The organism is Paraliobacillus sediminis, assembly GCF_003426055.1.
Genome location: NZ_QJSI01000001.1, coordinates 288010 through 311934 on the forward strand (window position 1 = coordinate 288010; position 23925 = coordinate 311934).

19 protein-coding genes, 1 pseudogene and 2 riboswitches are annotated in these 23925 nt (G+C 36.5%); of the genes and pseudogenes, 18 read left to right on the forward strand and 2 right to left on the reverse strand.

Features of this window, described 5'->3' with window-relative positions; translation table 11 throughout:
• Positions 1-32: 32 nt before the first annotated feature.
• Positions 33-137, reverse strand: a riboswitch (SAM riboswitch).
• Positions 138-207: 70 nt separating this feature from the next.
• A riboswitch (SAM riboswitch) is annotated at positions 208-308 on the reverse strand.
• Positions 309-563: 255 nt separating this feature from the next.
• The 12 genes from D2K60_RS01275 (at position 564) to D2K60_RS01330 (ending at position 13204) form a co-directional block, all read left to right on the forward strand.
• Positions 564-1112 (forward strand): NAD(P)H-dependent oxidoreductase, encoded by a 549-nt coding sequence (locus D2K60_RS01275; RefSeq protein WP_117168188.1) that lies wholly within the window; start codon positions 564-566, stop codon positions 1110-1112.
• 202 nt (positions 1113-1314) lie between these two features.
• Positions 1315-2481 carry a TraB/GumN family protein gene (locus D2K60_RS01280; protein ID WP_117168189.1) on the forward strand — a complete coding sequence of 389 codons (1167 nt, stop codon included), beginning with the start codon at positions 1315-1317 and terminating at the stop codon, positions 2479-2481.
• Positions 2482-2572: 91 nt separating this feature from the next.
• Positions 2573-3103, forward strand: coding sequence for a hypothetical protein (locus D2K60_RS01285; RefSeq protein ID WP_240335209.1), 531 nt, complete (start codon positions 2573-2575; stop codon positions 3101-3103).
• A 73-nt stretch (positions 3104-3176) separates the two neighbouring features.
• Positions 3177-4475, forward strand: coding sequence for an APC family permease (locus D2K60_RS01290; protein ID WP_117168191.1), 1299 nt, complete (start codon positions 3177-3179; stop codon positions 4473-4475).
• 76 nt (positions 4476-4551) lie between these two features.
• Positions 4552-5364: an ATP-grasp domain-containing protein gene (locus tag D2K60_RS01295; protein ID WP_117168192.1), complete on the forward strand. Its 813-nt coding sequence runs from the start codon at positions 4552-4554 to the stop codon at positions 5362-5364.
• Positions 5365-5640: 276 nt separating this feature from the next.
• Complete coding sequence (locus D2K60_RS01300) at positions 5641-6753, forward strand: ABC transporter ATP-binding protein (protein ID WP_117168193.1); 1113 nt, start codon at positions 5641-5643, stop codon at positions 6751-6753.
• Positions 6750-7688, forward strand: a complete 939-nt coding sequence (locus D2K60_RS01305; protein ID WP_117168194.1) for a carbohydrate ABC transporter permease — start codon at positions 6750-6752, stop codon at positions 7686-7688. Before D2K60_RS01300 ends, D2K60_RS01305 begins: the two co-directional genes overlap by 4 nt.
• Entirely contained in the window at positions 7685-8503 is an 819-nt protein-coding gene (locus tag D2K60_RS01310) for a carbohydrate ABC transporter permease (protein WP_117168195.1), read from the forward strand. The genes D2K60_RS01305 and D2K60_RS01310 overlap by 4 nt, the downstream gene beginning before the upstream one ends.
• A gap of 74 nt (positions 8504-8577) precedes the next feature.
• The gene (locus D2K60_RS01315) at positions 8578-9960 is read left to right on the forward strand and encodes an ABC transporter substrate-binding protein (RefSeq protein WP_117168196.1); all 1383 of its coding nucleotides are present in this window, start codon (positions 8578-8580) and stop codon (positions 9958-9960) included.
• 78 nt (positions 9961-10038) lie between these two features.
• Positions 10039-10800, forward strand: a complete 762-nt coding sequence (locus D2K60_RS01320) for a glycerophosphodiester phosphodiesterase (protein WP_117168197.1) — start codon at positions 10039-10041, stop codon at positions 10798-10800.
• Positions 10793-11635 (forward strand): glycerophosphodiester phosphodiesterase, encoded by an 843-nt coding sequence (locus D2K60_RS01325; RefSeq protein WP_162880665.1) that lies wholly within the window; start codon positions 10793-10795, stop codon positions 11633-11635. Before D2K60_RS01320 ends, D2K60_RS01325 begins: the two co-directional genes overlap by 8 nt.
• Before the next feature lie 105 nt (positions 11636-11740).
• The gene (locus tag D2K60_RS01330) at positions 11741-13204 is read left to right on the forward strand and encodes a cryptochrome/photolyase family protein (RefSeq protein ID WP_117168199.1); all 1464 of its coding nucleotides are present in this window, start codon (positions 11741-11743) and stop codon (positions 13202-13204) included.
• Positions 13205-13426: 222 nt separating this feature from the next.
• On the opposite strand, the gene D2K60_RS21065 is transcribed toward D2K60_RS01330, so the two are convergent.
• The gene (locus tag D2K60_RS21065) at positions 13427-14545 is read right to left on the reverse strand and encodes a pectate lyase (protein WP_338048324.1); all 1119 of its coding nucleotides are present in this window, start codon (positions 14543-14545) and stop codon (positions 13427-13429) included.
• 202 nt (positions 14546-14747) lie between these two features.
• Between D2K60_RS21065 and D2K60_RS01340 the strand changes: the two genes are divergently transcribed.
• From D2K60_RS01340 to D2K60_RS01370, 6 genes and pseudogenes are all read left to right on the forward strand, one after another.
• The gene (locus tag D2K60_RS01340) at positions 14748-15722 is read left to right on the forward strand and encodes an AraC family transcriptional regulator (protein ID WP_117168201.1); all 975 of its coding nucleotides are present in this window, start codon (positions 14748-14750) and stop codon (positions 15720-15722) included.
• Positions 15723-15846: 124 nt separating this feature from the next.
• Positions 15847-17265, forward strand: coding sequence for a rhamnulokinase (rhaB, locus tag D2K60_RS01345; protein WP_117168202.1), 1419 nt, complete (start codon positions 15847-15849; stop codon positions 17263-17265).
• Entirely contained in the window at positions 17262-18515 is a 1254-nt protein-coding gene (gene rhaA, locus D2K60_RS01350) for an L-rhamnose isomerase (protein ID WP_117168203.1), read from the forward strand. Before rhaB ends, rhaA begins: the two co-directional genes overlap by 4 nt.
• Before the next feature lie 245 nt (positions 18516-18760).
• Positions 18761-19906, forward strand: a pseudogene (locus D2K60_RS01355) (iron-containing alcohol dehydrogenase).
• A 738-nt stretch (positions 19907-20644) separates the two neighbouring features.
• Entirely contained in the window at positions 20645-21484 is an 840-nt protein-coding gene (rhaD, locus tag D2K60_RS01365; protein ID WP_117168204.1) for a rhamnulose-1-phosphate aldolase, read from the forward strand.
• A 123-nt stretch (positions 21485-21607) separates the two neighbouring features.
• Positions 21608-22372 carry a DeoR/GlpR family DNA-binding transcription regulator gene (locus D2K60_RS01370; RefSeq protein WP_117168205.1) on the forward strand — a complete coding sequence of 255 codons (765 nt, stop codon included), beginning with the start codon at positions 21608-21610 and terminating at the stop codon, positions 22370-22372.
• Positions 22373-22391: 19 nt separating this feature from the next.
• On the opposite strand, the gene D2K60_RS01375 is transcribed toward D2K60_RS01370, so the two are convergent.
• Positions 22392-23903: an aminotransferase class V-fold PLP-dependent enzyme gene (locus tag D2K60_RS01375; protein WP_117168206.1), complete on the reverse strand. Its 1512-nt coding sequence runs from the start codon at positions 23901-23903 to the stop codon at positions 22392-22394.
• Positions 23904-23925 lie beyond the last annotated feature (22 nt).

Consider the following 23925-nt stretch of genomic DNA (forward strand, 5'->3'; position numbering starts at 1 on the left):
TTAAGAAGAGGGCGGAATTACATTGCATGCTCTTCTTATCTATCAGAATAAATCTGCTGGAATTAGCACCTTTTAAGAAATAACTTAATGGTTGCTGGGTATCATCGGGCCAGTCCCTCTACCACTCTGGATAAGAGTTATATAGTTTTATTTAAAAATAACACCCACTTTCAACTGACGATGAAAGTGGGTGTTAAACCGCGAATTACTTCATCATCCAAAGCATATGCTTTGCTGGTAGGGGCACCTTGCTGTGCAGGTTGCCGTGGAGTCGTTAAGCCAGATCTTTCGTCCACTCTGTATAAATGATTAATGTTAAATAGAAGTATACCATACATATCTGATGTGTCTAGTAGGTTTTGTGATTTTTTTGAATATTCTCTATAAAAAGTTAGTATCTGTTTATGTACATACTAAGTATTATCAGCTATACGCCAAACATAAAATAGCCAACGATTAGCATGTATTAATGATGAGAAAGTTGAGAAAGAAGGGTACTAAATTACAAAGTTGGAACATATACTAACTAAAAGTTCGCATAAATGTTAGGGGATGAGAATGTAGTGAAACATATATTAATCATCAACGGTCATCAGAAGTATCCACATAGTAAAGGTGATCTAAATCATACTGTCTTTCAAGCAATAACTAAAAAATTAGAAACGGTATATCAAATAGATACAACAATTGTCGATCAGGGCTATGAAGTAACAGAGGAACAGAGAAAGTTCATATGGGCAGATATTATTATTTTCCAAACACCAATTTATTGGTTTAGTGTACCAGGCAAATTCAAAACATATTTCGAACAGATCTATAAGCGAGATCTCTTTTTTACTGGCGGAAAAGGTTATGGCCGTGGAGGATTGTTGACGGATAAACAATATATGTTCTCTACAACATGGGGTGCACCGGAAGAAGCATTTTTAAATGAATCGGCGTTCTTTGATGGAAAAGCTATTGATGATGTTTTACTACCGCTTCATAAAACACAGGAATTCGTTGGGATGACGCAATTAAAAACTTTTTCTGTGCACAAAGTTAAAACACCTGATATAAAGGGATACCTGCAAAAACTAGATAAACATTTAGATGAAGTGTTTGATTTATAATAACGAAAACACTTTATAATTAATCGATTGAGGTAATAAATAATAAAGAGGCATCTGTCTTGTTATAAGACAGGTGCCTTTTTAGACTCGTGATATTATTCTGCTAATATTAAAACTTTATGATAAAATAACGGAGATACATATTTTAAAAATAAGATAATACATTGCATATAAAAAGTTTGAGTAAAAGGCAGGTTAATTCATGGCAGAAGAGAATATTACACGAATTGAACAAGATGGTAAAGAATTTATTTTGATTGGAACGGCTCATGTATCTAAAAATAGTGCGGAGCAAGTAAAAGAAGTAATAGCTGCTGAACAGCCAGATGCTGTTTGTATTGAATTAGATAAACAGCGTTATCAATCAATTATGGACGGAAATAAGTGGAAGGAAATGGACATTTTTAAGGTTATTAAAGAGAAGAAAGCATCACTCTTATTAATGAATCTTGCTATTTCCTCTTTCCAAAAAAGAATGGCAAAACAATTTGGTATAGAAGCAGGTCAAGAAATGATTCAGGGTATTGAATCTGCTAAAGAAACAGGAGCGAAGTTAGTATTAGCGGATCGTAATATTCAAATTACGTTCGCTCGTATTTGGTCTGGTGTTGGTTTTAAAGGGAAGATGATGCTTTTAACCCAGGTTGTTGCGGGTATTTTTAGTAAAGAATCAATCACTGAGGAAGACTTAGAGAAGATGAAGAGTCAAGACTCGATTAATGCAGTGCTAAGTGAGTTCACGGAATCTTTCCCTAAACTAAAAAAGCCTTTAATTGATGAACGAGATCAGTATTTAGCACAAAAAATCAAGAATGCTCCAGGAAATAAGATAGTTGCCGTTTTAGGTGCAGCACATATACCTGGAATTAAGGAAGAAATTAAGAAAGAACACGATTTAAAGGCGTTAAATCAGATTCCGCCAAAGTCAAAAATCCCTAAAATCATTGGGTGGACTATACCCGTGTTAATCATTGCGCTAATCGCCTATACATTTATTGCAAATCCAGCAGCAGGTCAACAGCAAATTTTAAGTTGGTTGTTATGGAATGGTGGATTTTCAGCTCTTGGAGTTATAATAGGTTTAGGGCATCCATTGGCGGTTATCACGGCCTTTGTCGCAGCACCAATAACGTCACTAAATCCATTAATAGCAGCCGGTTGGTTCGCTGGATTCGTACAAGCTTTTGTAAAACGACCACAAGTCTCGGATTTTGAAAGTTTAACAGAAGATGTTTTTAGTGTGAAAGGTTTTTGGCGTAATAAAGTAACACGTGTATTACTAATTGTCGTGCTTGCCAATTTAGGAAGTACAGTGGGTACGATTATTGGCGGAACAGACGTTATCAGATTGTTTATTGAAAATCTATAGGTCATTAAGGCTTCACACCATTTAATAGGGTTTTATTAAATGGTGTGAAGCCATTTTATTATACTGTTGATGAAAAAGGGGCGGAAATATGATGAATAATTTTGAAAAGATAGGATCAGATGATACGGAGGAACGATACGAGGCTTATAAAATACTGCTTCAATTGACAAATGAAAAAGTTGATTGGGCTTATCAAGTTTGGGATGAGTTGCTTGAATATCTAACGGATACGAATAATCATCGTAGAACTATTGCAGCGCAACTACTGTGTAATTTAGCAAAGAGTGATTCGGAAGAAAGGATACTAACTGATTTCTCAGCTATTTGGTCAGTCACAAAGGATGTTAAGTTTGTGACCGCAAGACACACATTACAAGCTATTTGGAAAATTGCACTTGTAGGAGATAAGCAAAAGTCTCTGGTACTTAAACACTTTGACGACCGATTCCGCAATTGTGAAAAGGAAAAAAACCACACGTTAATCCGGTATGATATTATCCAAGCAATGCATCAAATTTACCAAGAACAAGCGGATGAAAACGTTAAACAACTTGCATTCGTGTTGATTGCGATAGAACAAGATGTAAAGTATCAAAAGAAGTATGAAAAAGTATGGAAATAAAGCGCGTGTTTGTTTTTTGATAAAACAGGTAATAACATAACTATCAAGGAATTTATAGGAGTTGTTATGTTATATGTCAGAATATAAAGAGAATAGCATTACATTAAGTGGAGCTGTTGGATTAGGTACTGGTGTTATGATTAGCGCCGGTATTTTCGCGTTACTTGGACAAGTAGCCGCGATGTCTGGAGTTTGGTTCCCCATTATATTCATTATTGGTGGTATCGTGACTGGATTTAGTGCATATTCTTATACGAAAATGAGTCAGCAGTATCCATCTGCTGGCGGGATTGGGATGTATTTAGTCAAAGCTTATGGAAAAGGAACGGTTACTGCTGCAGCTGCAATGCTGATGGCTTTGTCGATGGTGATCAATCAAAGTTTGGTAGCACGTACATTTGGTGCGTACACGTTACAATTATTTGAAGTGGATTCTTCCAGTATCCTTGTACCAGTACTAGGTGTTGGTTTGCTAATCCTTGCTTTCATTGTCAACATTTCAGGAAATAGTTTTATTCAAACATTTACATCTTCTGCATCATTAATAAAGATTATTGGTTTGCTTATTTTTGCGATCGCTGGACTTTGGGTAGCTAACTTTGCAATCGAGCCAGCAGAACTGGGTGATAATCCGCCGAGTCCAGGAATGGTAAACTATATTGCAGCAGTTGCGCTTACAATTTTAGCTTTTAAGGGCTTTACCACGATAACAAATAGTGGCTCTGAAATTACGAAGCCAAAGAAAAATGTAGGGCGAGCGATTGTTATTTCAATTCTAATTAGTTTATTTGTTTACTTAGTTTTAGCATGGGCGGTATCTAGTAATTTATCAATAACTGAGATTATTAATGCGCAAGATTATGCTTTAGCAGAAGCGGCACGTCCAGCATTCGGTGATATCGGTGTTTGGTTTACCGTTGTCATTGCAATTATTGCAACGATAACTGGAATTATTGCTAGTGTATTCGCGGTGTCTCGCATGTTGGCTATGCTTACGAATATGGAGCTAATCCCACATAAACATTTTGGGATGTCTGGTGGAATACAAAAGCATACCCTTGTGTATACGATTGTAATTGCAATGGTACTAACTATATTCTTTGATTTAAGTCGAATAGCTTCCATGGGTGCTATTCTTTATCTGATTATGGATATGATTATTCATTGGGGCGTGTTTAAACATTTAAGAGAAAAGGTTGGTGCAAATCCGTATATTGTGATTAGTGCTTTTATATTTGATGGAATCATTCTGTTGGCATTTATTTGGGTGAAATGGATTTCAGATCCATTGATTATACTTGTCTCTTTCATTACAACTATACTTGTTTTTGTTGGTTTACATGTCTTTTTAAAAAAACAACAAATTGAATAAAAATAACGCTTGCTAATTTGAAAATAGGTGCTATGCTAAATCTGATTCTAGTCAGATGGAGTGTGAGAATAGCAACATGAAAATCGTATCTTTTAATGCTTTTCGCACAATTGGCATGCCAGGCGTGCATTATATAAAACCAGATCTTATGTTTAAAGAAATAGATGCGATTAGGAAAGCTGACATTATCCTTTTCCCAGAAACATGGCAAGTCCCAGCTCTTGTTTATGGTTGGAAGAAAAAGATATTTCCAAGTATTGAATCAATGCAGCTAGGTTTTAGTAAAACAGAAATGACACGAGCTCTTTGGGCCGTTGCACCAGAAAATGTGCCTTATACAGAGATTTTGGCAAGTACGCCAACGAATATCGCGATGATTTTAGATACATTTCCCTTTCCTTTTGTTGCAAAAGAAATCCGGAATTCAATGGGCAGAGGAACTTTTCTAATTGAAAGTGAACAGCAATTCATGGAGTATGCGAAGAAAAATGATGTGCTTTACGTGCAAGAACATCTTGAGAATGATGGGAAAGACATGCGGATCTGTGTTATTGGTGATGAAGTTTTCGCCTCTTATTGGCGTGTGGGGATGGAAGGAGAATTTCTTCATAATCTAGCGCAAGGTGGAAAGCTTTGTTATGATTTTGTCCCACCAGAAGCTAGTGAACTTGTGCTCCGAGTAGCGCGGGAGTTAAATATTAATCATGCTGGATTTGATGTTATGATCAGTGAAGGTAAGTTTTATATTCTGGAATTCAATATTTTATTCGGTAATCAAGGCTTACAAAAGGCTGGCGTTTCTCTTGAACAAACAATCTATCAATATGTTAGAAATACGTTTGATCATCCATTTCCAACAAAGCCATTGCCGACAAGAACAGTTTCATAACGTAATAGAAGATATACGAAAGTTTCTGTGCGAGTTGTGGACAGAAATTATAATAGAAATAGCGTTATCTGAAAAGAAGTTATCTGCAGTATTATGCGGATAACTTCTTTTTTTGTTCAAAAGTAAGATTTATAGGTTAATAGAATCATTATTTGTAAACGGAATTTAAAGTATATATGCATAGCGTTAAGTGTCTGTAAACATTTGGTAACTAAAGATTTTCAGCTAAGAATTTATGTTTAAATAAAATCAAATGAATCAAGGAGGGTCATGTTTGTGAAACAGGTTGAATTAATTAAGGCATCCAAGTCATATGAGAAGCAAAGGGATGTACTAAATGAAATAGATATTTCCATTGAGGAAGGAGAATTCTTCGTACTGGTAGGCCCCTCAGGATCTGGAAAAAGCACATTACTCCGAATGATTGCAGGACTTGAAGAAATTACAAGTGGGACCTTAAAAATAATGGATAAAACGGTTAATCATCTCCCGCCTAAGGATCGAAATCTCTCGATGGTTTTTCAAAATTATGCACTGTACCCACACCTAAGTGTAGAACAGAATATTTTATTTGGATTAAACGCTAAGAAAGTAGCAAAAGAAGAGCAGAAAAGAAGACTAAAAGATACAGCTGAAATGATGGGTTTAACAGAATTGTTAAAAAGAAAGCCGAAACAATTATCGGGTGGACAACGACAAAGGGTAGCTTTGGCAAGGTCCGTTGTAAGTGAATCACCATTATGTTTAATGGATGAGCCATTATCTAATCTAGATGCGAAATTACGCGCACACATGCGGATTGAAATTCGTCGATTGCAAAAGCGTCTTGGCTTAACAATGGTATATGTAACACATGATCAAGTTGAAGCAATGACAATGGGTGATCGAATCATGGTGTTAAATGACGGTGAAATTCAACAAGTTGGTAAACCTATTACGCTCTATAATGAGCCAGCCAATCTGTTTGTTGCGTCCTTTATCGGATCACCAAAAATGAATATGGGAAAAGCACACCTTTTGGATCAACAGATAGTAGTAGAAGGTGGTATGCGGATACCGGTGACTGATGCGGATTTCGATGAGATTCCACAAAGTAAAAACATGACGATTGGAATTAGAGCAGAACATATTTTACAAGGGGATCAGCAAAACAGTACGCATCAGCTTGAAGTAATCAATGTAGAACAGTTAGGGAATGAAACGTTGCTAACGTTTGAGATCGGCCCAGAACTTTGGACTGCTAAATGGCTTGGCCAATGGATGGTGAACGTTGGTGATAAGGTTCCTGTACATATTTCATCAAAAAATCTAAGTTTCTTTGATACTGATACAGGATTACTTATCAAATCTGCAACAATTAACAAAGGACAAGAGGTTGTTGTTATATGAGTGAAATTGCGATTGAATCCCAAGTCGGTCGTACAATAGATTTTGAAAAGGAAAGAAAGAAACAACGTAGAGTCAATTTCATTAAAGGAATCTTGTTCTTATTACCTTCTATTGTACTGTTCAGTGTTTTCTTGTTTTACCCACTAATTCGAACAATATATTTAAGCTTTTTCTTAACAGATAATAGTGGGGTGACGACAGTCTTTGTTGGTATTGATAATTATGCGAATATTTTCTCGTCCCCAATTTTTATGAAGAGTTTAACGTCAACTTTTATATTTGTTTTGTATACAGTGCCAGGTGCTATTATAATCAGCCTGTTTTTGGCGCTCATTGCTAATGAGAAATTAAGAGGAGTTGGCATATTTAGAACAATGTTTTCGTCAACAATGGGGATATCCGTAGCTGCTGCATCGGTTTTCTGGATGTTTTTATTTCATCCGACGATTGGTTGGTTAAACCAATTATTAGAAGTTATTGGATTAGAATCTATTGGTTGGCTAACAGATCCTAATTGGGCACTCTTTTCTGTATCCATTACAACGATATGGATGAATATAGGCTTTACCTTTTTAATATTGTTGGGCGGGCTTCAGTCTATTGATACATATTTATATGAAAGTGCAGATATTGATGGGGCGGGTTATTTTTACAAGCTGCGAAGAATTACAATTCCGATGTTATCACCGACTTTGTTCTTTGTTATTACGGTCACAATGATCAATGCTTTTCAGACATTTGGACAAATCGACATGCTGACACGAGGCGGACCACAAAATGAAACAAATTTAATTGTCTATTCGATTTACCAAGAGGCATTTATGAATTATCAATTTGGTCCTGCAAGTGCACAAGCAGTTATCTTGTTTGTCATCATATTGGTCTTGACCTTAGTCCAATTTAAACTTGGTGAAAGGAAGGTGCATTATCAATGATCTTACCAATTCAAAAAAAGATAATTTTCTACTTTTTATTGATCATATCGTCGGTATTGATATTTGCACCAACACTTATCGCTTTATTAATGAGTTTTATGTCAAGTCAGGAAATCATGACGGGAAAAATCATCCCGAGCTCCTTAACCTTTGATAACTATGTACAAGTATTTGAACGGTTTGACTTGTTCAAATTTTTATTAAATAGCTTTGTTGTATCTATTTTAATTATGGTAGGTCAACTTATATTGTCTAGTTTAGCCGCCTATGCATTTGTGTTTTTAAAGTTTAAAGGAAGGGACGTCTTGTTTTTCGTTTTTATTGCAACAATGATGGTTCCTTTTGAAGCTTCGATTATTCCGAATTTTCACACTATTCGTGACCTTGGTTGGATTGATAGCTATCAAGGGCTTGCTATTCCCTTTTTCGCGATGGCTTTTGGAACATTTTTATTAAGACAAAATTTCAAACAGATTCCCAAAGAATTAAAAGAGGCAAGTGAAATTGCTGGTATGGGTGATTTTAAATTCTTTTTGACTGTTGTCTTGCCAGTGGCACGAACGAGTCTTGTCACGTTAGGAGTATATGGCTTTTTAACGTCGTGGAATATGTATTTATGGCCATTACTTGCAACGACTAATGATGATTTTCGTACAGTACAAATTGGCTTGCGTCAGCTGCAATCACAAGAACAGCTAAATGAGTGGGGAATTATTATGGCTGGATCAATTATAGTGGTCATTCCAACTTTAATCCTTTTGTTCCTAGGTCAAAAGAAATTACAAAAAGGGTTGGCAGAAGGTGCCTTGAAGTAAAACATTCGGGCGAAATGCCTGATTGAGATAAAGTGTCTTCTATAAAAAAAAATGTGATAAGGGAGTGTCAAAGAATGAGAAAATTAGTAATGGGTTTACTATTAATCGGTTTGATTTTAATTATGGCGGCTTGTAATTCAACGGATGCAAATACAGGAGAAGAAACAGAAGCAGATGAAACAGGAACAACTGACGAAACGGACACAAGCACGGAATCAGATACAGCACCAACTACTGTAACTTTTTGGCACGCGATGGGTGGCGCGGCACAAGAGGCGCTTGATAAAATTGTAGCAGACTACAATTCTTCTCAGGATGAGGTAGTAGTTAATGCGGAATATCAAGGTACATATGATGAAGCATTAACAAAGTTTCACAGTGTAGCAGGAACAGATAGTGCACCAAATATGATGCAAGTCTTTGAAATTGGAACAAAATCAATGATAAATAGTGGCAGTGTGGAACCAATTCAGACTTATGTAGATCAGGATGACTATGATATGAGTGGCCTTGAAGAGAATATCATTAATTATTATAAAATAGATGATCAGTTCTATTCAATGCCTTTTAATTCATCAACACCTGTTATGTATTATAACAAGGACGCATTCGAAGCGGCTGGATTAGATTCAGAGACTCCGCCTGAAACATATGAAGAAGTGGAAACTGTTAGTAAAGCAATTGTTGAATCCAATCCTGAAATGAAAGGTTTTGCTCTACAGGCGTATGGTTGGTTATATGAGCAGCTATTAGCGAACCAAGGTGCTTTATTAATGAACAATGACAACGGTCGTAGCGATACACCAACAGAAATTGGTTTTACGGATGAACAAGGAAAATCAGTTTTTAATTGGGTCGATAATATGATCGCAGCTGATACCTTCGCGAATTATGGAACAAATGGTGATAATATGGTTGCTGGATTTTTAGCGGAAGACGTTGCGATGTTTATGCAGTCATCATCAAGTGCAAGAGACGTTATTGATAACGCACCATTTGAAGTAGGTGTAGCATTTATTCCGTATCCTGAAGAAACAGAACGGGAAGGTGTTGTCATTGGTGGTGCGAGTCTTTGGATGATGAACGAAAAGCCAGAAGAGGAACAATTAGCAGCTTGGGAATTTATGAAGTACTTACAAACACCTGAAATTCAAGCGGAATGGCATGTAGGTACAGGGTATTTTGCTATTAATCCTGCAGCGTATGATGAGCAAGTTGTACAAGATGCTTATGCAGAAATGCCGCAGTTAAAAGTAACTGTAGAACAGCTGCAGGCAACTAAGCCGTCAGCTGCAACAGAAGGCGCATTAATGGACATGATACCAGAAGCACGTCGTATTACAGAAACAGCACTCGAAACGGTATATAACGGTGGAGATGTTGATGAGACATACAATACAGCTGTTGAGCAATTGAATGCAGCAATTGAACAGGCTAATAAAGCTAGAGGCGAGTAGTAATAGGTCATTTATGGGATAAAAGCAGCACGCTGTTTTTATCCCATATTTACTTAATAACTTAAAGGATGTGATTTGATGTCAAAAACAAAAATATATGGTCATAGAGGAAGTAAAGGTGACTATCCCGAAAATACGTTGCTTAGTTTTGAACAGGCGATCGTACAAGGGGTTGATGGTATTGAGTTGGATGTTCATTTAACAAAAGATAACGAGGTGGTTGTTATTCATGATGAACGTATCGATCGTACGACTAATGGTGAAGGGTATATAAAAGACATTAGCCTTCAGCAATTGCAACAATACAGTGCGGGTAGTGGATTTTCTCACTATAAATATTATCGATCGGATTGGAACAGTGAAAAGATACCGACGTTACGAGAAGTATTGGCGTTACTAGGCCCTTATGAAACGGAATTAAATATTGAATTTAAAACATACCTAATAAATTATGATGGTATTGAAGAGAAGGTACTTAACTTGGTTCAAGAATTCGGAAACAAGAGGAAGGTAGTATATTCTTCGTTTCACTTACCAACCTTAATTCGGATCAAACAACTTGATCAAAGTGCTGAAATTGCTTGGTTGTTGCAGCAACCGATAACACAGCCGCAAGATTATCTAGCTAGTTTGGACTTAGAGTCACTACACATTAATAAAACAGTGTTGTTAGCAAATGAAGTATATTGGAAACGAAATTCGCCGTCCATTAGGGCATGGACTGCAAATGATCAAGACGATATAAAAAGGTTATTAACCTTAGAAGTAGAAGCGATCATTACAGATTTTCCAGAACTGGCTTTAACGCTTCGGAATGAGCGGGCAATTCCTTTTGGCTAAACAGATATTGCTGGCCGCTATTGTTTTTGGGTTTATAAATAGTTTAACAGGCGGTGTCGATAGTGAGATTATAACAGCTACATTAACAGCGGATAAACCAAAAATCATTGCACATCGTGGAGCAAATGATCGCTTTAATGAGAGTACAATAACTGCTTATAAGATCGCTTCAGAAAATGGTGTAGACTCTTTGGAAATGGATTTAAGAATGACAAAGGATGGTGAACTGGTTGTCATGCATGATCAAACCATCGACCGAACGACTAATGGTTCAGGAGCCGTATCAGATTTAACACTTAACGAGTTGAGAACAGTTGAAACTGTAGAAGTTTTTGGAGAAGAAACGTTAACAGAAGCAGTGCCTACCTTAGAAGAAGTGTTGCAAACATTCTTAGATACAGAACATTACTACATTGAGACTAGATTGGTAAACGGTCAGGCCGTGATGGAGAAGGACTTGCTAGAATTATTAAATGAGTATGAGTTGATAGAAAAGAAGTTAGTCACACTTCAATCTTTTTCAAAAGTTAGTTTAGAAAAAATAAAAAGCATTGCTCCAGATGTTCCGCTAACGTACCTGTTCAGTAAAGGGAAATTTAATTTGGAGGAGGCAAGTGAAGTTACATATTCCTTTATTGGTATAGAAGCGTCTGATATCACATCACATGTAGTAAAGGTATTACATGATCAAGGAAAGGAAGTACATGTTTATTTTACGGATAAAGAAAAACAAAAGCACCAACAAAAAGACATGTATTTGTATGGTGTAGATGGGTATTTTACGGATGACATTGCATTTACTAAAAGTCTGTTAAAAGAAGGAGAGGGGTTCTAATATAGAAGCCCTCTTTATTTTTTGCGTTATAAAGATTGGTTGTTTGTGCTTTAGGGAATAGATACTATAATAAAGCTATGACATGCGCCAAAAGAGGAGATAGTTATGCTAGAAAAAACAGTTATCGTATGGTTTCGTAAAGATTTACGGCTTCAAGATAATCTAGCCTTATACGAAGCCACTAAAGAAAATAATGTGATTTTAGTCTACATACATGCACCGGATGAAGAAGACATGGGGATGGGATCTGCTGAATTATGGTGGTTACATCATAGTCTAAAAGCTTTGCAAGAGGAATTACAGAACTATCATGTTCCTCTGATCCTAAGAAAAGGATCAAGTCAAGAAGTGTTACAACAGATAATAAAAGAAACGAATGCAGCAGCTTTATATTTTACGAAACGTTATGAACCACAAATAAGTGAGCGCGATCAACAAATTAGTAATCTACTCACAAAACAGGGAATAGATGTGCAATCCTTTCATTCCAACTTACTATTTACCCCTGGCACAGTAAGGAATAAACAAGGTAATGTTTATAAAGTATTCACGCCATTTTGGAAACAAGCTAGACAGCAAGTAGTAGAAAAGCCAGTTCCTAAACCGAAGCATATAACTTCTAAACTCCCTTCTGACTTTGCTGTTGGACAATTGGACGAGCTAGGTCTGTTATCAGCCTATCCTTGGTCAGATAAATTTAATAGATATTGGAATCCAGGGGAAAAGGGCGCATATACGAAATGGCGAGATTTTTCACAAGATGCAATTGAACACTATGATGACCAGCGAGATATTCCCTCCAAAGAGGGTGTTTCAAAATTATCACCACATCTTGCATGGGGTGAAATTAGTACGCGTAGCATGTGGTATCAAAGTAAAGAAAAGTTAGACCTGGTTAGTAATGAGGAAGGGGAAGGTGATCGTTATAAGCAAATCGAGTCTTATTTACGACAAGTTGTTTGGCGTGATTTTGCTTATCATCAATTAGTTAGTTATCCACATGTTATTAACCAACCGTTAAAAGATGCGTTTAGGGCGTTCCCTTGGTTGAAAAATACAGAGGCGTTAGAACGGTGGAAAAGTGGGATGACAGGTTATCCACTAATTGATGCAGGTATGAGAGAGCTGTGGGAAACAGGATGGATGCATAACCGAATTCGTATGATTACTGCATCATTTTTGGTGAAACATCTACTTATTCATTGGCTAGAAGGCGCAGCATGGTTCCGTGATACATTGGTTGACCATGACCTTGCAAATAATACGATGGGATGGCAATGGGTTGCTGGATCAGGTTATGATGCTTCTCCATATTTTCGAGTGTTTAACCCTATTCTGCAAGGAGAAAAGTTTGATAAAGATGGCGATTATGTACGAAAATGGGTGCCGGAAATTGCTGATTTACCAAATAAATATATCTTTTCCCCATGGACCGCTCCAGAAAAAGTATTAACACAGCTGGGGATAAAACTGGGACAAACGTATCCAGATCGCATCGTTGATCATAAAGCAGCGCGTGAACGTGCATTAATGGCCTATTATGAAATGAAAGAGATTAAAAATATGTAAATAACCTGTGGATGACTGAAACTAATCCGCAGTTTTTTTACAATAATTTTTCCCTTATCCCCTTAAATTAGCTGATGTGGATAGTATGTGGATAAGTGGAATCGATGAAATAAAAAGGAATTGGAGAACATTCATCCAATTCCTCTTCTAACTGAGTCAATTTCATAATTACCATATCAGTGGCTACTAAATTGGTATTATGAAATTGATTAAACTTTAAAATTAAAATTCTAAATTATTATTTTCAGATACGTTTTGCACGTTATACCACTTATTCCCGACATTTGAATAACGTGTGTTGACCATATTAACTTCACTCGTATTGCTATCTGTTCTAAAAATAGCTTCATCCATATTGGTAATGACACTGCCTTCAATATTAATACTTGTTTTGAAAGTAGTGCCACCATTTTGTCTTATCATTTTACCAGCATCATTTGCGGTAAAATTGATAATGTTAAATGTAGAAGGTGCGTTCACTTGAAACATCTTATCATCACCGTGTTGAGCCGATCCACCAAAAATCGTAACATTACCTTGATCTTTAATTGTTAAAGCGTCTTCACCAATATCCTCCCAGACAACATTTTGGACTAGAGCATCTCCATACGTATGCACACCATCAGCTGCAGGAGCACCTAACACAACGTTACGTAATGTTGCGCCATCTTCTAAACGAAATACTGGATCTTGATCCTCACCTTGGCTACCATCTCCAACTGTATTTGGATTAGCTACATATCTATTCCCGGAACCATCAAAGGTTTCTCCTTCTTCTACGACAATGGTTTGATTTACTGTAATCGTCTCAGCTGGTGTGACTTCAGTAATCCGCCATTGTTGATTGTCTCCACCTAAATCTGCCCATTGCACAACATTCGCACCATCAGCTCCGGACCACTCGTACACTTCGAGTGCTTTGCCACTGAACCTATTGATTATTTTGACATAGCCATTGCCTATGTCGACGATATTCCATTGTTGACTATCGCCATTCCAGTCAGACCACTGTGCAATATTAGCACCGTCCGCAGTCGACCAATCTTGGACTTCCATCGCCTTAATACTGAATGCGTTTACAATTTTATCGTAACCATCGCCAATATTAATAATTTTCCATTGTTGACTCAGACCGCCCCAATCATTATACTGTACAATATTTCCCCCATCTGCTGTAGACCAGTCATATACTTCAAGTGCTTTTCCACTAGATTTGTTAACAATCTTATAGGATTTACTTGCGTCATAGCTAGCTGCGTGCACTGAATCCGCTATCATAAATATACCGATAAATAGACTTAAAGCTAATAATAAATAGACCTTTCTTTTCATTCCGTACATCTCCTTCAGTTTAGTGAATTTTTGATGGGTAGGTATGTTAAGAAAAGCTCATGATGTTTTTCTATCGGCCGATAGATTACACATAGTAGTATACATATTCTGTTAAAATATTACAATGGTAAAATAGTAGGACATTACAGTTTAAATATAATAGTTTTATAATGGATTTATGATGTACAATGTGAAAAGAGGAGGGAAAGTAATGCCGATAGATTTATATAAGTACCTCATAGAAGAGACGGATGAAGAAAGTGCAATTTTAGAAAACAAACTAGAAGTAAATAAAGGACTCTATACGAATCAAGCTGATTTTGTTATTGAAAGTGATAAGTTCTTGCGTAAAGATAATATGATTATGGTGCGCAAGCATACAAGATACGTTGATTTTCCAAAACATAAACATAATTATGTGGAAATCAACTATGTCTACCATGGAGAATTAAAACAAAAAGTAGGGAATGAATTTCTGCATCTAAAGCAAGGTGAACTGCTGTTACTGAATCAACATATGGAACATGAAATAATAGCTTGTGGTAAAGAAGATATTGTAATCAATTTCATTATTCAACCTCACTTTTTTAACTATATCTTCAGTTATCTGTCAGCGGAATCAGATGATCATAATATTAGTGATTTCCTCGTGAATAGCTTATTTAATCATACACAGAATGGACAGTTTCTCTATTTTGCAGTTGCTAGTTTAGATGAGATTCAACTATTAGTAAAAGATATGATTCTAGAAATAATGGAACCTTCCTTTTTATCTGATGCAAAGATTAAGTTTCAAATGGGTCTGTTATTAATTGAATTAATGAAGCACTCAGATAAAATAGAAAAAAGTCAGCAACATGTTGTGGAGCATAATATCATTATAGACACACTTCAATATATTGAAGCAAATTATGTTGATGCATCACTTTATCAATTAGCTAGTCAACTCAAACAACCGCATTATGCATTAAGTAAAAAAATCAAAAAACTAACGGATAAAACGTTTAAAGAACTCGTTCAAGAAAAGCGCCTGCAAGAAGCAAAAGTATTATTACTACACACTGATCTGCCGATTACGGCAGTTGTTGAGCAAGTAGGTTATGATAATATTAGTTATTTTTATCGAATATTCAAAACGAAATATGGGTGTACACCAAAGAAATTCCGTGAACAGTTACCTAAGTAACTTGTTTTACGGAATTTTTTTATTGCAAATAAGGACAATAAAAAAGTAAGTAGCGTTATTACCAAATAAGAAAACAACTTGTAATATAGATAATAAGACAACGTTTACAAAAGAGGTGAGTAGTTTGAAAAAATGTAGTTTAGCTGTTGATATTGGTGCCTCGAGTGGTCGATTGATGGCGGGTTATCTAGACGAAAACAAATTGCAATTAGTTGAAGTGCATCGTTTTGAGAACAAATTAATTAAAAAGAATGGACATTATTGTTGGGATGTTGGGCAGTTATTTAAATCTATTAAAGTTGGTATTCATCAAGCGATTGATCAAGGATTAGAACCAATCAGTATTGGAATTGATACGTGGGCAGTAGATTTTGTTTTATTAGATAAAGACGATCAGTTGTTAACAGATGCGGTGTCATATCGCGACTCCCGTACGGACGGTGTGATGGAAGAAGTCTTTCAAACGATCAGTAAAGAGCGCTTATATTTAGAAACGGGCATACAATTTCAGAAATTCAACACAATCTATCAGCTATGTGCGTTAAATAAGACAAATCCAGACATTATTACAAAAGCAAAAACGTTTTTAATGATTCCAGATTATTTGAATTTCTTATTAACTGGTAAGAAAGCAAATGAGTATACAAATGCGACATCGACACAATTAGTTAACGCTTTTACGAAGACGTGGGATTGTGACCTTTTGGAACAACTAGGTTTACCGTCAGCGATGTTTCAAACCATCCAACCAGTGGGCACGAACTTAGGAGCAATAAAACCTGAACTGGTTGAAGCGTTTGGAGTGGATTTTGATGTGATATTACCAGCAACACATGATACTGGATCAGCAGTAATCGCAGTGCCTGAAAAAGAAAAAACGATCTATATTAGTTCAGGAACGTGGTCATTAATTGGCTTAGAAAATAACTTTCCTATTTGTGTTACCAAAGCATTTAATTATAACTTTACGAATGAAGGTGGTATCGATTATCGTTTTCGATTTTTAAAAAATATTATGGGGCTTTGGATGATTCAAGAAGTAAAACGCAATTACAAGAATCGCTACACTTTTTCTGAATTTGTTCAATTGGCGAAAGAAGTTGGTGACTTTAAGGCAACCGTTGATGTTAACCAAGACAGGTTTTTAAAGCCGGAGAATATGATTCATGCAATTCAAAGTTATTGTCAAGATACAGGTCAATCGATACCACAAACTGCTGGAGAAGTAGCAAAGTGTGTATTTGATAGTCTAGCTAATAGCTATCAAACTGCAATTAACCAAATAGAAGAAATTTATGAAAGGGAATTTGAACAAATTAATATCATTGGTGGCGGTTGTCAAAATGAAATGCTAAATCAATTGATCGCAGATACAAGCAAAAAAAGAGTGATAGCAGGTCCAATAGAAGCAACGGCGATTGGTAATTTAATTGCTCAATTGATTGCAACAGGTGATATTAAAAACATTGACGAGGCACGCGAAATTATTAGTAAGTCTTTTGAGATGAAACAATATCAAGCAAAAGAGGAGAAATTAATATGACAGTAAATGAAAATTTTAAGCAGGCTAAAGCGCAATATCAAAAATGGGGTATTGAAGTTGATCAAGTGTTAGATAGATTAAAAACAGTTCCGATTTCTATACATTGTTGGCAAGGAGATGATGTTGCTGGTTTTGAAGTGAATCAACAGGAATTATCGGGTGGAATTGATGTGACAGGAAACTACCCTGGCAAAGCAAAGACACCAGCAGAGCTCAGATCTGATATAGAAAAAGCATTAACGCTTATTCCAGGTAAACATCGAATTAATCTTCATGCAATCTATGCGGAAACAGATGGAGAAATAGTAGAAAGGGATCAGTTAGAGCCAAAACACTTTGAAAATTGGTTGAACTGGGCGAAAAAGCATGATCTAGGATTAGACTTTAATCCAACGTTATTTTCACACCCAAAGGCTGATGATGGTCTAACACTATCGCATCCTGACAAGAAAATTCGTGACTTCTGGATTCGACATTGCCAGGCAAGTCGTAAAATAGCAGCATACTTTGGAAAAGAGTTAGGTACACCGACATTAACAAACATATGGATTCCTGATGGTTATAAAGACACACCTACTGACCGTCTAACTCCTAGAAAACGACTGAAAGAGTCGCTAGATGAAATTTTCTCTCAAGAAATTGATGAGGCTTATAATATTGATGCTGTTGAGAGTAAATTATTTGGAATAGGTTCAGAAGCATACGTAGTAGGATCACATGAGTTTTATATGGGCTATGCACTGAAAAATAATAAACTATGCTTACTTGATACAGGGCACTATCATCCAACAGAAATGGTTTCAAATAAAATTTCGGCCATGCTCGTATACAGTGATAAACTAGCACTCCATGTTTCTCGTCCAGTACGTTGGGATAGTGATCATGTGGTTATATTTGATGATGAGCTGAAAGAAATCGGCTTGGAAATTGTTCGTAATGATGCACTTGATAAGGTTATGATTGGTTTAGATTTTTTTGATGCGAGTATTAACCGGGTAGCGGCTTGGACAATTGGTACACGTAACATGATAAAATCGTTACTTTATGCCATGCTGATGCCACATGAGCATTTAAAGAAGTTACAAGATGAGGGAGACTTCACGGAACGTTTAGTTTTACTCGAAGAATTCAAGACATATCCATTCGGGGCTATTTGGGATTATTATTGTGAACAAATGGGTGTTCCAGTAAGAGAAAATTGGCTTGAATCTGTTCGTGATTATGAAAAAGAAGTACTATCGCAAAGATAGGAAATACTTACATGAAATAGCGAACAAAATATTGTTCGTTATTTCATTCTCTTTCTCCTACATTTTATTACTAAATCTCTTATTATTAGAATATGAGATAAAGATAAAACAACACATATAAACAAAAAACGGAATTATAATGTATTTACTTTTATCTTTGTTTTTAATATAATTGGGTATAGATACAAATTGTTTCATATTAATATCATATGTGAATTATTGAGCAATTATAAGGAGGAGAAAAAATGCCAGTATTGTATGTACCAAGTACAAATTTAGTGGGAAGAGGCTGTTTAGCTGAACTGAACCCGTTTATAAAAGATTTGGAGCGTAAAAAGGCACTAGTTGTGACAGATGAATTCTTAAATGAAAATGGGATTGTAGGTAGAGTATTAGAACACTTGGAAATAGCAGCTGTTGATTATGTTATCTATGATAAAGTGAAGCCAAATCCAACAACGAAAAATGTAACAGATGGTGTCGGGGTTTTTAAAGATAATGGGTGTGATTTTATTGTATCGATAGGTGGTGGATCCCCACAAGATGCAGCGAAAGGGATTGGGTTAGTTGTAACAAATGGTGGGGATGTACGCGACTTTGAAGGAGTGAATAAAACAAGTAAGAAGTCGGTTCCGATAGTTGCCGTTAATACAACTGCTGGAACCTCAGCTGAATATACAATTAATTATGTAATCACGGATGAAGCACGTGAAGTTAAAATGGTGATGGTAGATAAAAATAGTTTAGTATCGATCTCAGTTAACGATCCAGAACTAATGCTTGGTAAACCAGCTGCTTTAACGGCAGCTACATGAATGGATGCATTGACACATGCGATTGAAGCAATTGTTACACCCGGTGCATATAAAATTACTGATGCGACAGCACTTGCTGCAGTTGAGACTATTTTCGAATACCTACCACGGGCAGTTGAAGATGGGCACGATATTGAGGCGCGTGAACAAATGGCTTATGTAATGTTTCTGGCGGGCCTTGCCTTTAATAATGCTGGTCTTGGTTATGTGCATGCGATGGCCCACCAACTCGGCGGTGTATACGACTTGCCTCACGGTGTGTGTAATGCAATGTTATTGCCGATTGTGGAACGTGAAAACGCGAAACGTGATCCGAAAAAATTCCCTGCAATTGCAAAAGCGATTGGTATTGAAACAAAAGATAAATCCGCTGCGAAATGTGCAGAAGAAGTCATTCAGGCTATTAAAAAATTAGCAACAGAAGTAGGGATTCCTACAAAGCTTTCAGAATTAGGTGTAGATCAAGTTGATTTAAATAAATTAGCAAATAATTCTATGAAAGATGCTTGTGCAGCTGGTAATCCATTCCGGCCGACAAAAGAAGAAGTTATTGTAATGTTTGAGGAGATTATTTAAAGATAGACAAAAAAACAAGTAAGCAACTCACCTGTTGTTTTACTTGCTTTTTTTATTGATTGAATAATGGTAACGTAAACATTGTTGTGTTTCGTTTTACGGACTTGATAGAAATTGCGATGTAACAGAAAACCCTTACCCGCTCCACAAGTGAAATGGGATCGCTTTCCGTGGGCACGGCTTCAGCTAACTCGGATAAGCAAAGACCGCTTTCCGAGTGGATCTTCAGCCCGTGCTGTTCCCACTGGGGTCTCACCCATTTCATTCGCTCCGCTGGATAGGTGTTAAAAGTAATACATCGTCTACTGGTCATAAAGTTTTATTGCGCTTATGACGAAAGCTGTGCACATTATGCTGGTTGATTGTAGCGTAGGACAGTCGACTCCTGCGGGAAAAGCAACAGCTGAAAATCCCGCAGGAAGTGTTTTTTGCTTCCGAGGAAGTTGAAGCGTTGCCCGCGGAAAGCGACTGACCGAAGCGAAAATCAACATGGATGTATGTCGCAGTTGATGGTAATTCCGATGCAAACCTGATAGAAAGCAGTTTTTTAAAAGACTATCAAGCAATATAACGGCTACACGCCGAACTTAAAACAGTCAACGATTCGTGGTTATTTATAAGTTGGAAAGTTAAGTTTATAATTAATCTTTATTTATGTTGATTTATATTGTTTTAAAAGATAAAATAAAGATATAACAAATAAAATGTGTAATAACGCAGAAGAGAGGATGTTTCATAATGACAGTTATACAAAAAACAAAAGAGGATCCTATTATAAAAGCGCCATTCGTACAAGAAATGATGGAGGCTACAACTAATATGTGGCGCAATGGATGGGATGAGCGTAATGGCGGAAATGTTAGCTACCTTTTAAAAGAAGAAGAGATTCAACCATATTTAGACAAAAACCAAATTTTGCGTACGATTGCGCTAGATTTCCCGGTAGTAGAACTTGCAAATCAGTATTTTATTGTAACTGGTTCAGGTAAATATTTTAAGAATGTTATTAAAAGTCCGAATGATTGCTTAGGAATTCTGTGTGTAACAGAAGATGGAAATAGCGTAGATCTTTTATGGGGACTTGAAGGTGATGCGAAGCCCACTAGTGAATTGCCATCACACTTTATGAGTCATATCTCCCGTTTGAAACAAGATCCTAATCACCGGGTAATTATGCACACGCATACAACAAATGTGATTGCAATGACGTTTACGCATGAACTGAACGCGAAATCTTTCACAAAAACATTATGGAAAATGTGTACCGAATGTATTGTTGTTTTTCCGGAAGGTGTAGCAATTTTACCATGGATGGTACCAGGTACAGATTTGATTGGAACACAAACGGCAGCAGAAATGGCGGAGCATCGTTTAGTTATTTGGCCACATCATGGAATTTTTGGTGCAGGTGAATCAATTGATGATGCGTTTGGATTAATAGAAACAGCAGAGAAAGCAGCACAAGTATACATGTTAGTTAATAGTCATCAAAGCGGCATGCAGCAAGCGATCACAGATCAAGAATTAATAGACTTAGCGAATGCATTCGGTGTTATTCCTAATCCGAGTTATATTTAAACACTTATAATACGATGATAATTAGTTTATCTGTTGTTTTTCTTTTAGGTTGCGCTTAAACAACTACAATAATACAATAGAACAAAAGCGAGTAAAGGAATTTACTAGAAAGTAGGGGACGTTGTGTTAGTTGTAGAAAGACAACAGAAGATAATTGAAGTCATTAATGAAAAAAAGAGTGTACGTGTCTCAGAGTTAAGTAAACTATTTTCTGTTACAGAAGAAACGATTCGTCGAGACTTAGAAAAATTAGAAGCGGAACAAAAGCTAACAAGAAGTCATGGTGGTGCAGTAAGTGTTCAAATGAGCGATGCAGAAGAACTGCCATTCGAAAAAAGAGAGATCACCAATGTTGCGGAGAAAAGTGAGATAGCGCGACTTGCGGTAGAACAGGTAGAAGAAGGCGATACAATTGTTCTAGATGCTAGCTCGACCGCTTGGTACATGGCGAAGACACTTCCGGATATGAAACTAACCGTAGTTACGAATTCATTAAAGGTCGCTATGGAACTAAGTGCTAAAAAGTTAATCACCGTTATCTCTACTGGAGGAACTTTGTTAGATGGATCATTGTCATTTGTTGGCCCTTTAGCGACATCCTCATTGGATACTTATTACGTCAACAAAGCGTTTATATCATGTAAAGGATTCCATTTTGAAAGAGGTTTAAGTGAATCGGATGAAAGACAGGCGCTCGTCAAAAAGAAGATGATGGATATAGCACATACAGTATATATCATGTTAGATCATACAAAGTTTGACGTGCAAGCTTTTTCAAAACTGGGTGAGATTCAAGATGCTAACCATTTAATAATAGATAAAAAGCTAGATCTTGCAAGTAGAAAAAGATTGCAAGATCAGGGTTTGTGTTTAATTTCTTCTGAATAAGTTTGGTTTAGTTTTGTACTTATAAAGAAAACAATTGTTTCATATTTATTGCTGGTACTTCAGCTAAACGAATGTGCTCAAAGGTATCTTTTTGGGGGTTGTACTGGTAGTCTTTACGCCACTCATCTTTATGTTCGAGGATTTCTTTAATCGCCATGATGATAAATGCTATTTCTTTATTTGACATGACAGGATGTAAAGAAATCCTTACCCAACCAGGTTTTAATGACATATCACCAGCTTCCGCATTATTAGCCATTTTCTTAGAATAGGAATGATCAATATTAAATAGATAATGCCCATAGGGTCCAGCGCAAGAACAGCCGCCGCGTGCTTGAATTCCAAATCGATCATTTAATAACTTCACAAACAGGTGATGATGCATATCCTTTGCATAAAATGCAATAATACTCAAACGTTGATGTAACGGCGAATTATCTAAAATAGTAATCTCTTTTATCTTTTCTAATTGTGGTAGAAAAAAAGCTGTCAATTCTTTTTCTCGATAGAGCATCTCTTCAATGCCCATCTGTTCTTTGAGTTGAAGGGTTAGTGCAGTTTTTATCATTTGCAAAAAACCTGGTGTACCCCCATCTTCTCGTTCTTCTTCATTAGATGCGTATTTATAATCCCCCCATTTATCTGTCCATATAACTGTTCCGCCACCAGGGTTGTCGGGGATAGCATTTTTAAGTAACGTCTTCGATAGAATTAGAATGCCGCTTGTACCTGGCCCACCTAAAAATTTGTGAGGTGAAAATAGAATACCATCTAATTTTTTTAAGGAATCTTTAGGATGCATATCAATGTCAACATAAGGAGCGCAAGCTGCAAAGTCAATGAAACACAAACCCCCATGCTGATGCATGATTTTTGCTAATTGATAGTAGTCTGTTTGAATACCGGTCACATTGGAACATGCTGTAAAGGCGCCAATCTTAACTTTTCTATTTTTGTATTGGTAGAGAAGTGATTGCAGTTCATCTATGTCGATTGAGCCGTCTGATCCTGGTGGTAACATCACTACGTCACCAATTGTTTCCTGCCAAGAAAGATAATTTGAATGATGTTCCATATGGCTAACAAAGATTATTGGGCGATCTTCTTCCTTTAAATGAATTTGATTTTGTATATTTTGTGGTGCGCGAATCCCTAGTAACCTTTGTAATTTGGTTACTGCAGCGGTCATACCTGTTCCAGCTGAGATTAATATGTCGGAATCATGTGCATGGACATGACTTTTAATGATTTCTTTCGCATAGTGATAGGCCTCTGTTGTTGTTGTTCCTGTAACCGTTGATTCAGTGTGCGTATTTCCGATAAATGGACCGAATAAGTTTGTAAGTTTTGTTTCAATTGGACGATATAACCTACCGCTAGCTGTCCAATCTGCATAGATTATTTTTTTCATTCCATAAGGAGAATGAAATAAGTGATGATGGCCAATTATATGTCTGCTAAACGTTTGAAAGTGTTGCTCTAATTCGCCAGTTGGATAGTTTATGCTATTACCTATTTTTGCTTTAAACATCTTCAATCCGCCCTTCTAATCA

What these genes read in the sequence shown, in the direction of transcription:
- D2K60_RS01315 (WP_117168196.1), top strand. Translation starts at nt 8,578, where the DNA reads ATGAGAAAATTAGTAATGGGTTTACTATTAATCGGTTTGATTTTAATT.
- D2K60_RS01340 (WP_117168201.1), top strand. Translation starts at nt 14,748, where the DNA reads ATGCCGATAGATTTATATAAGTACCTCATAGAAGAGACGGATGAAGAA.
- D2K60_RS01375 (WP_117168206.1), bottom strand. Translation starts at nt 23,903, where the DNA reads ATGTTTAAAGCAAAAATAGGTAATAGCATAAACTATCCAACTGGCGAA.
- rhaA (WP_117168203.1), top strand. Translation starts at nt 17,262, where the DNA reads ATGACAGTAAATGAAAATTTTAAGCAGGCTAAAGCGCAATATCAAAAA.
- D2K60_RS21065 (WP_338048324.1), bottom strand. Translation starts at nt 14,545, where the DNA reads ATGTACGGAATGAAAAGAAAGGTCTATTTATTATTAGCTTTAAGTCTA.
- D2K60_RS01285 (WP_240335209.1), top strand. Translation starts at nt 2,573, where the DNA reads ATGAATAATTTTGAAAAGATAGGATCAGATGATACGGAGGAACGATAC.
- rhaD (WP_117168204.1), top strand. Translation starts at nt 20,645, where the DNA reads ATGACAGTTATACAAAAAACAAAAGAGGATCCTATTATAAAAGCGCCA.
- D2K60_RS01280 (WP_117168189.1), top strand. Translation starts at nt 1,315, where the DNA reads ATGGCAGAAGAGAATATTACACGAATTGAACAAGATGGTAAAGAATTT.
- D2K60_RS01295 (WP_117168192.1), top strand. Translation starts at nt 4,552, where the DNA reads ATGAAAATCGTATCTTTTAATGCTTTTCGCACAATTGGCATGCCAGGC.
- D2K60_RS01305 (WP_117168194.1), top strand. Translation starts at nt 6,750, where the DNA reads ATGAGTGAAATTGCGATTGAATCCCAAGTCGGTCGTACAATAGATTTT.
- D2K60_RS01290 (WP_117168191.1), top strand. Translation starts at nt 3,177, where the DNA reads ATGTCAGAATATAAAGAGAATAGCATTACATTAAGTGGAGCTGTTGGA.
- D2K60_RS01310 (WP_117168195.1), top strand. Translation starts at nt 7,685, where the DNA reads ATGATCTTACCAATTCAAAAAAAGATAATTTTCTACTTTTTATTGATC.
- D2K60_RS01330 (WP_117168199.1), top strand. Translation starts at nt 11,741, where the DNA reads ATGCTAGAAAAAACAGTTATCGTATGGTTTCGTAAAGATTTACGGCTT.
- D2K60_RS01320 (WP_117168197.1), top strand. Translation starts at nt 10,039, where the DNA reads ATGTCAAAAACAAAAATATATGGTCATAGAGGAAGTAAAGGTGACTAT.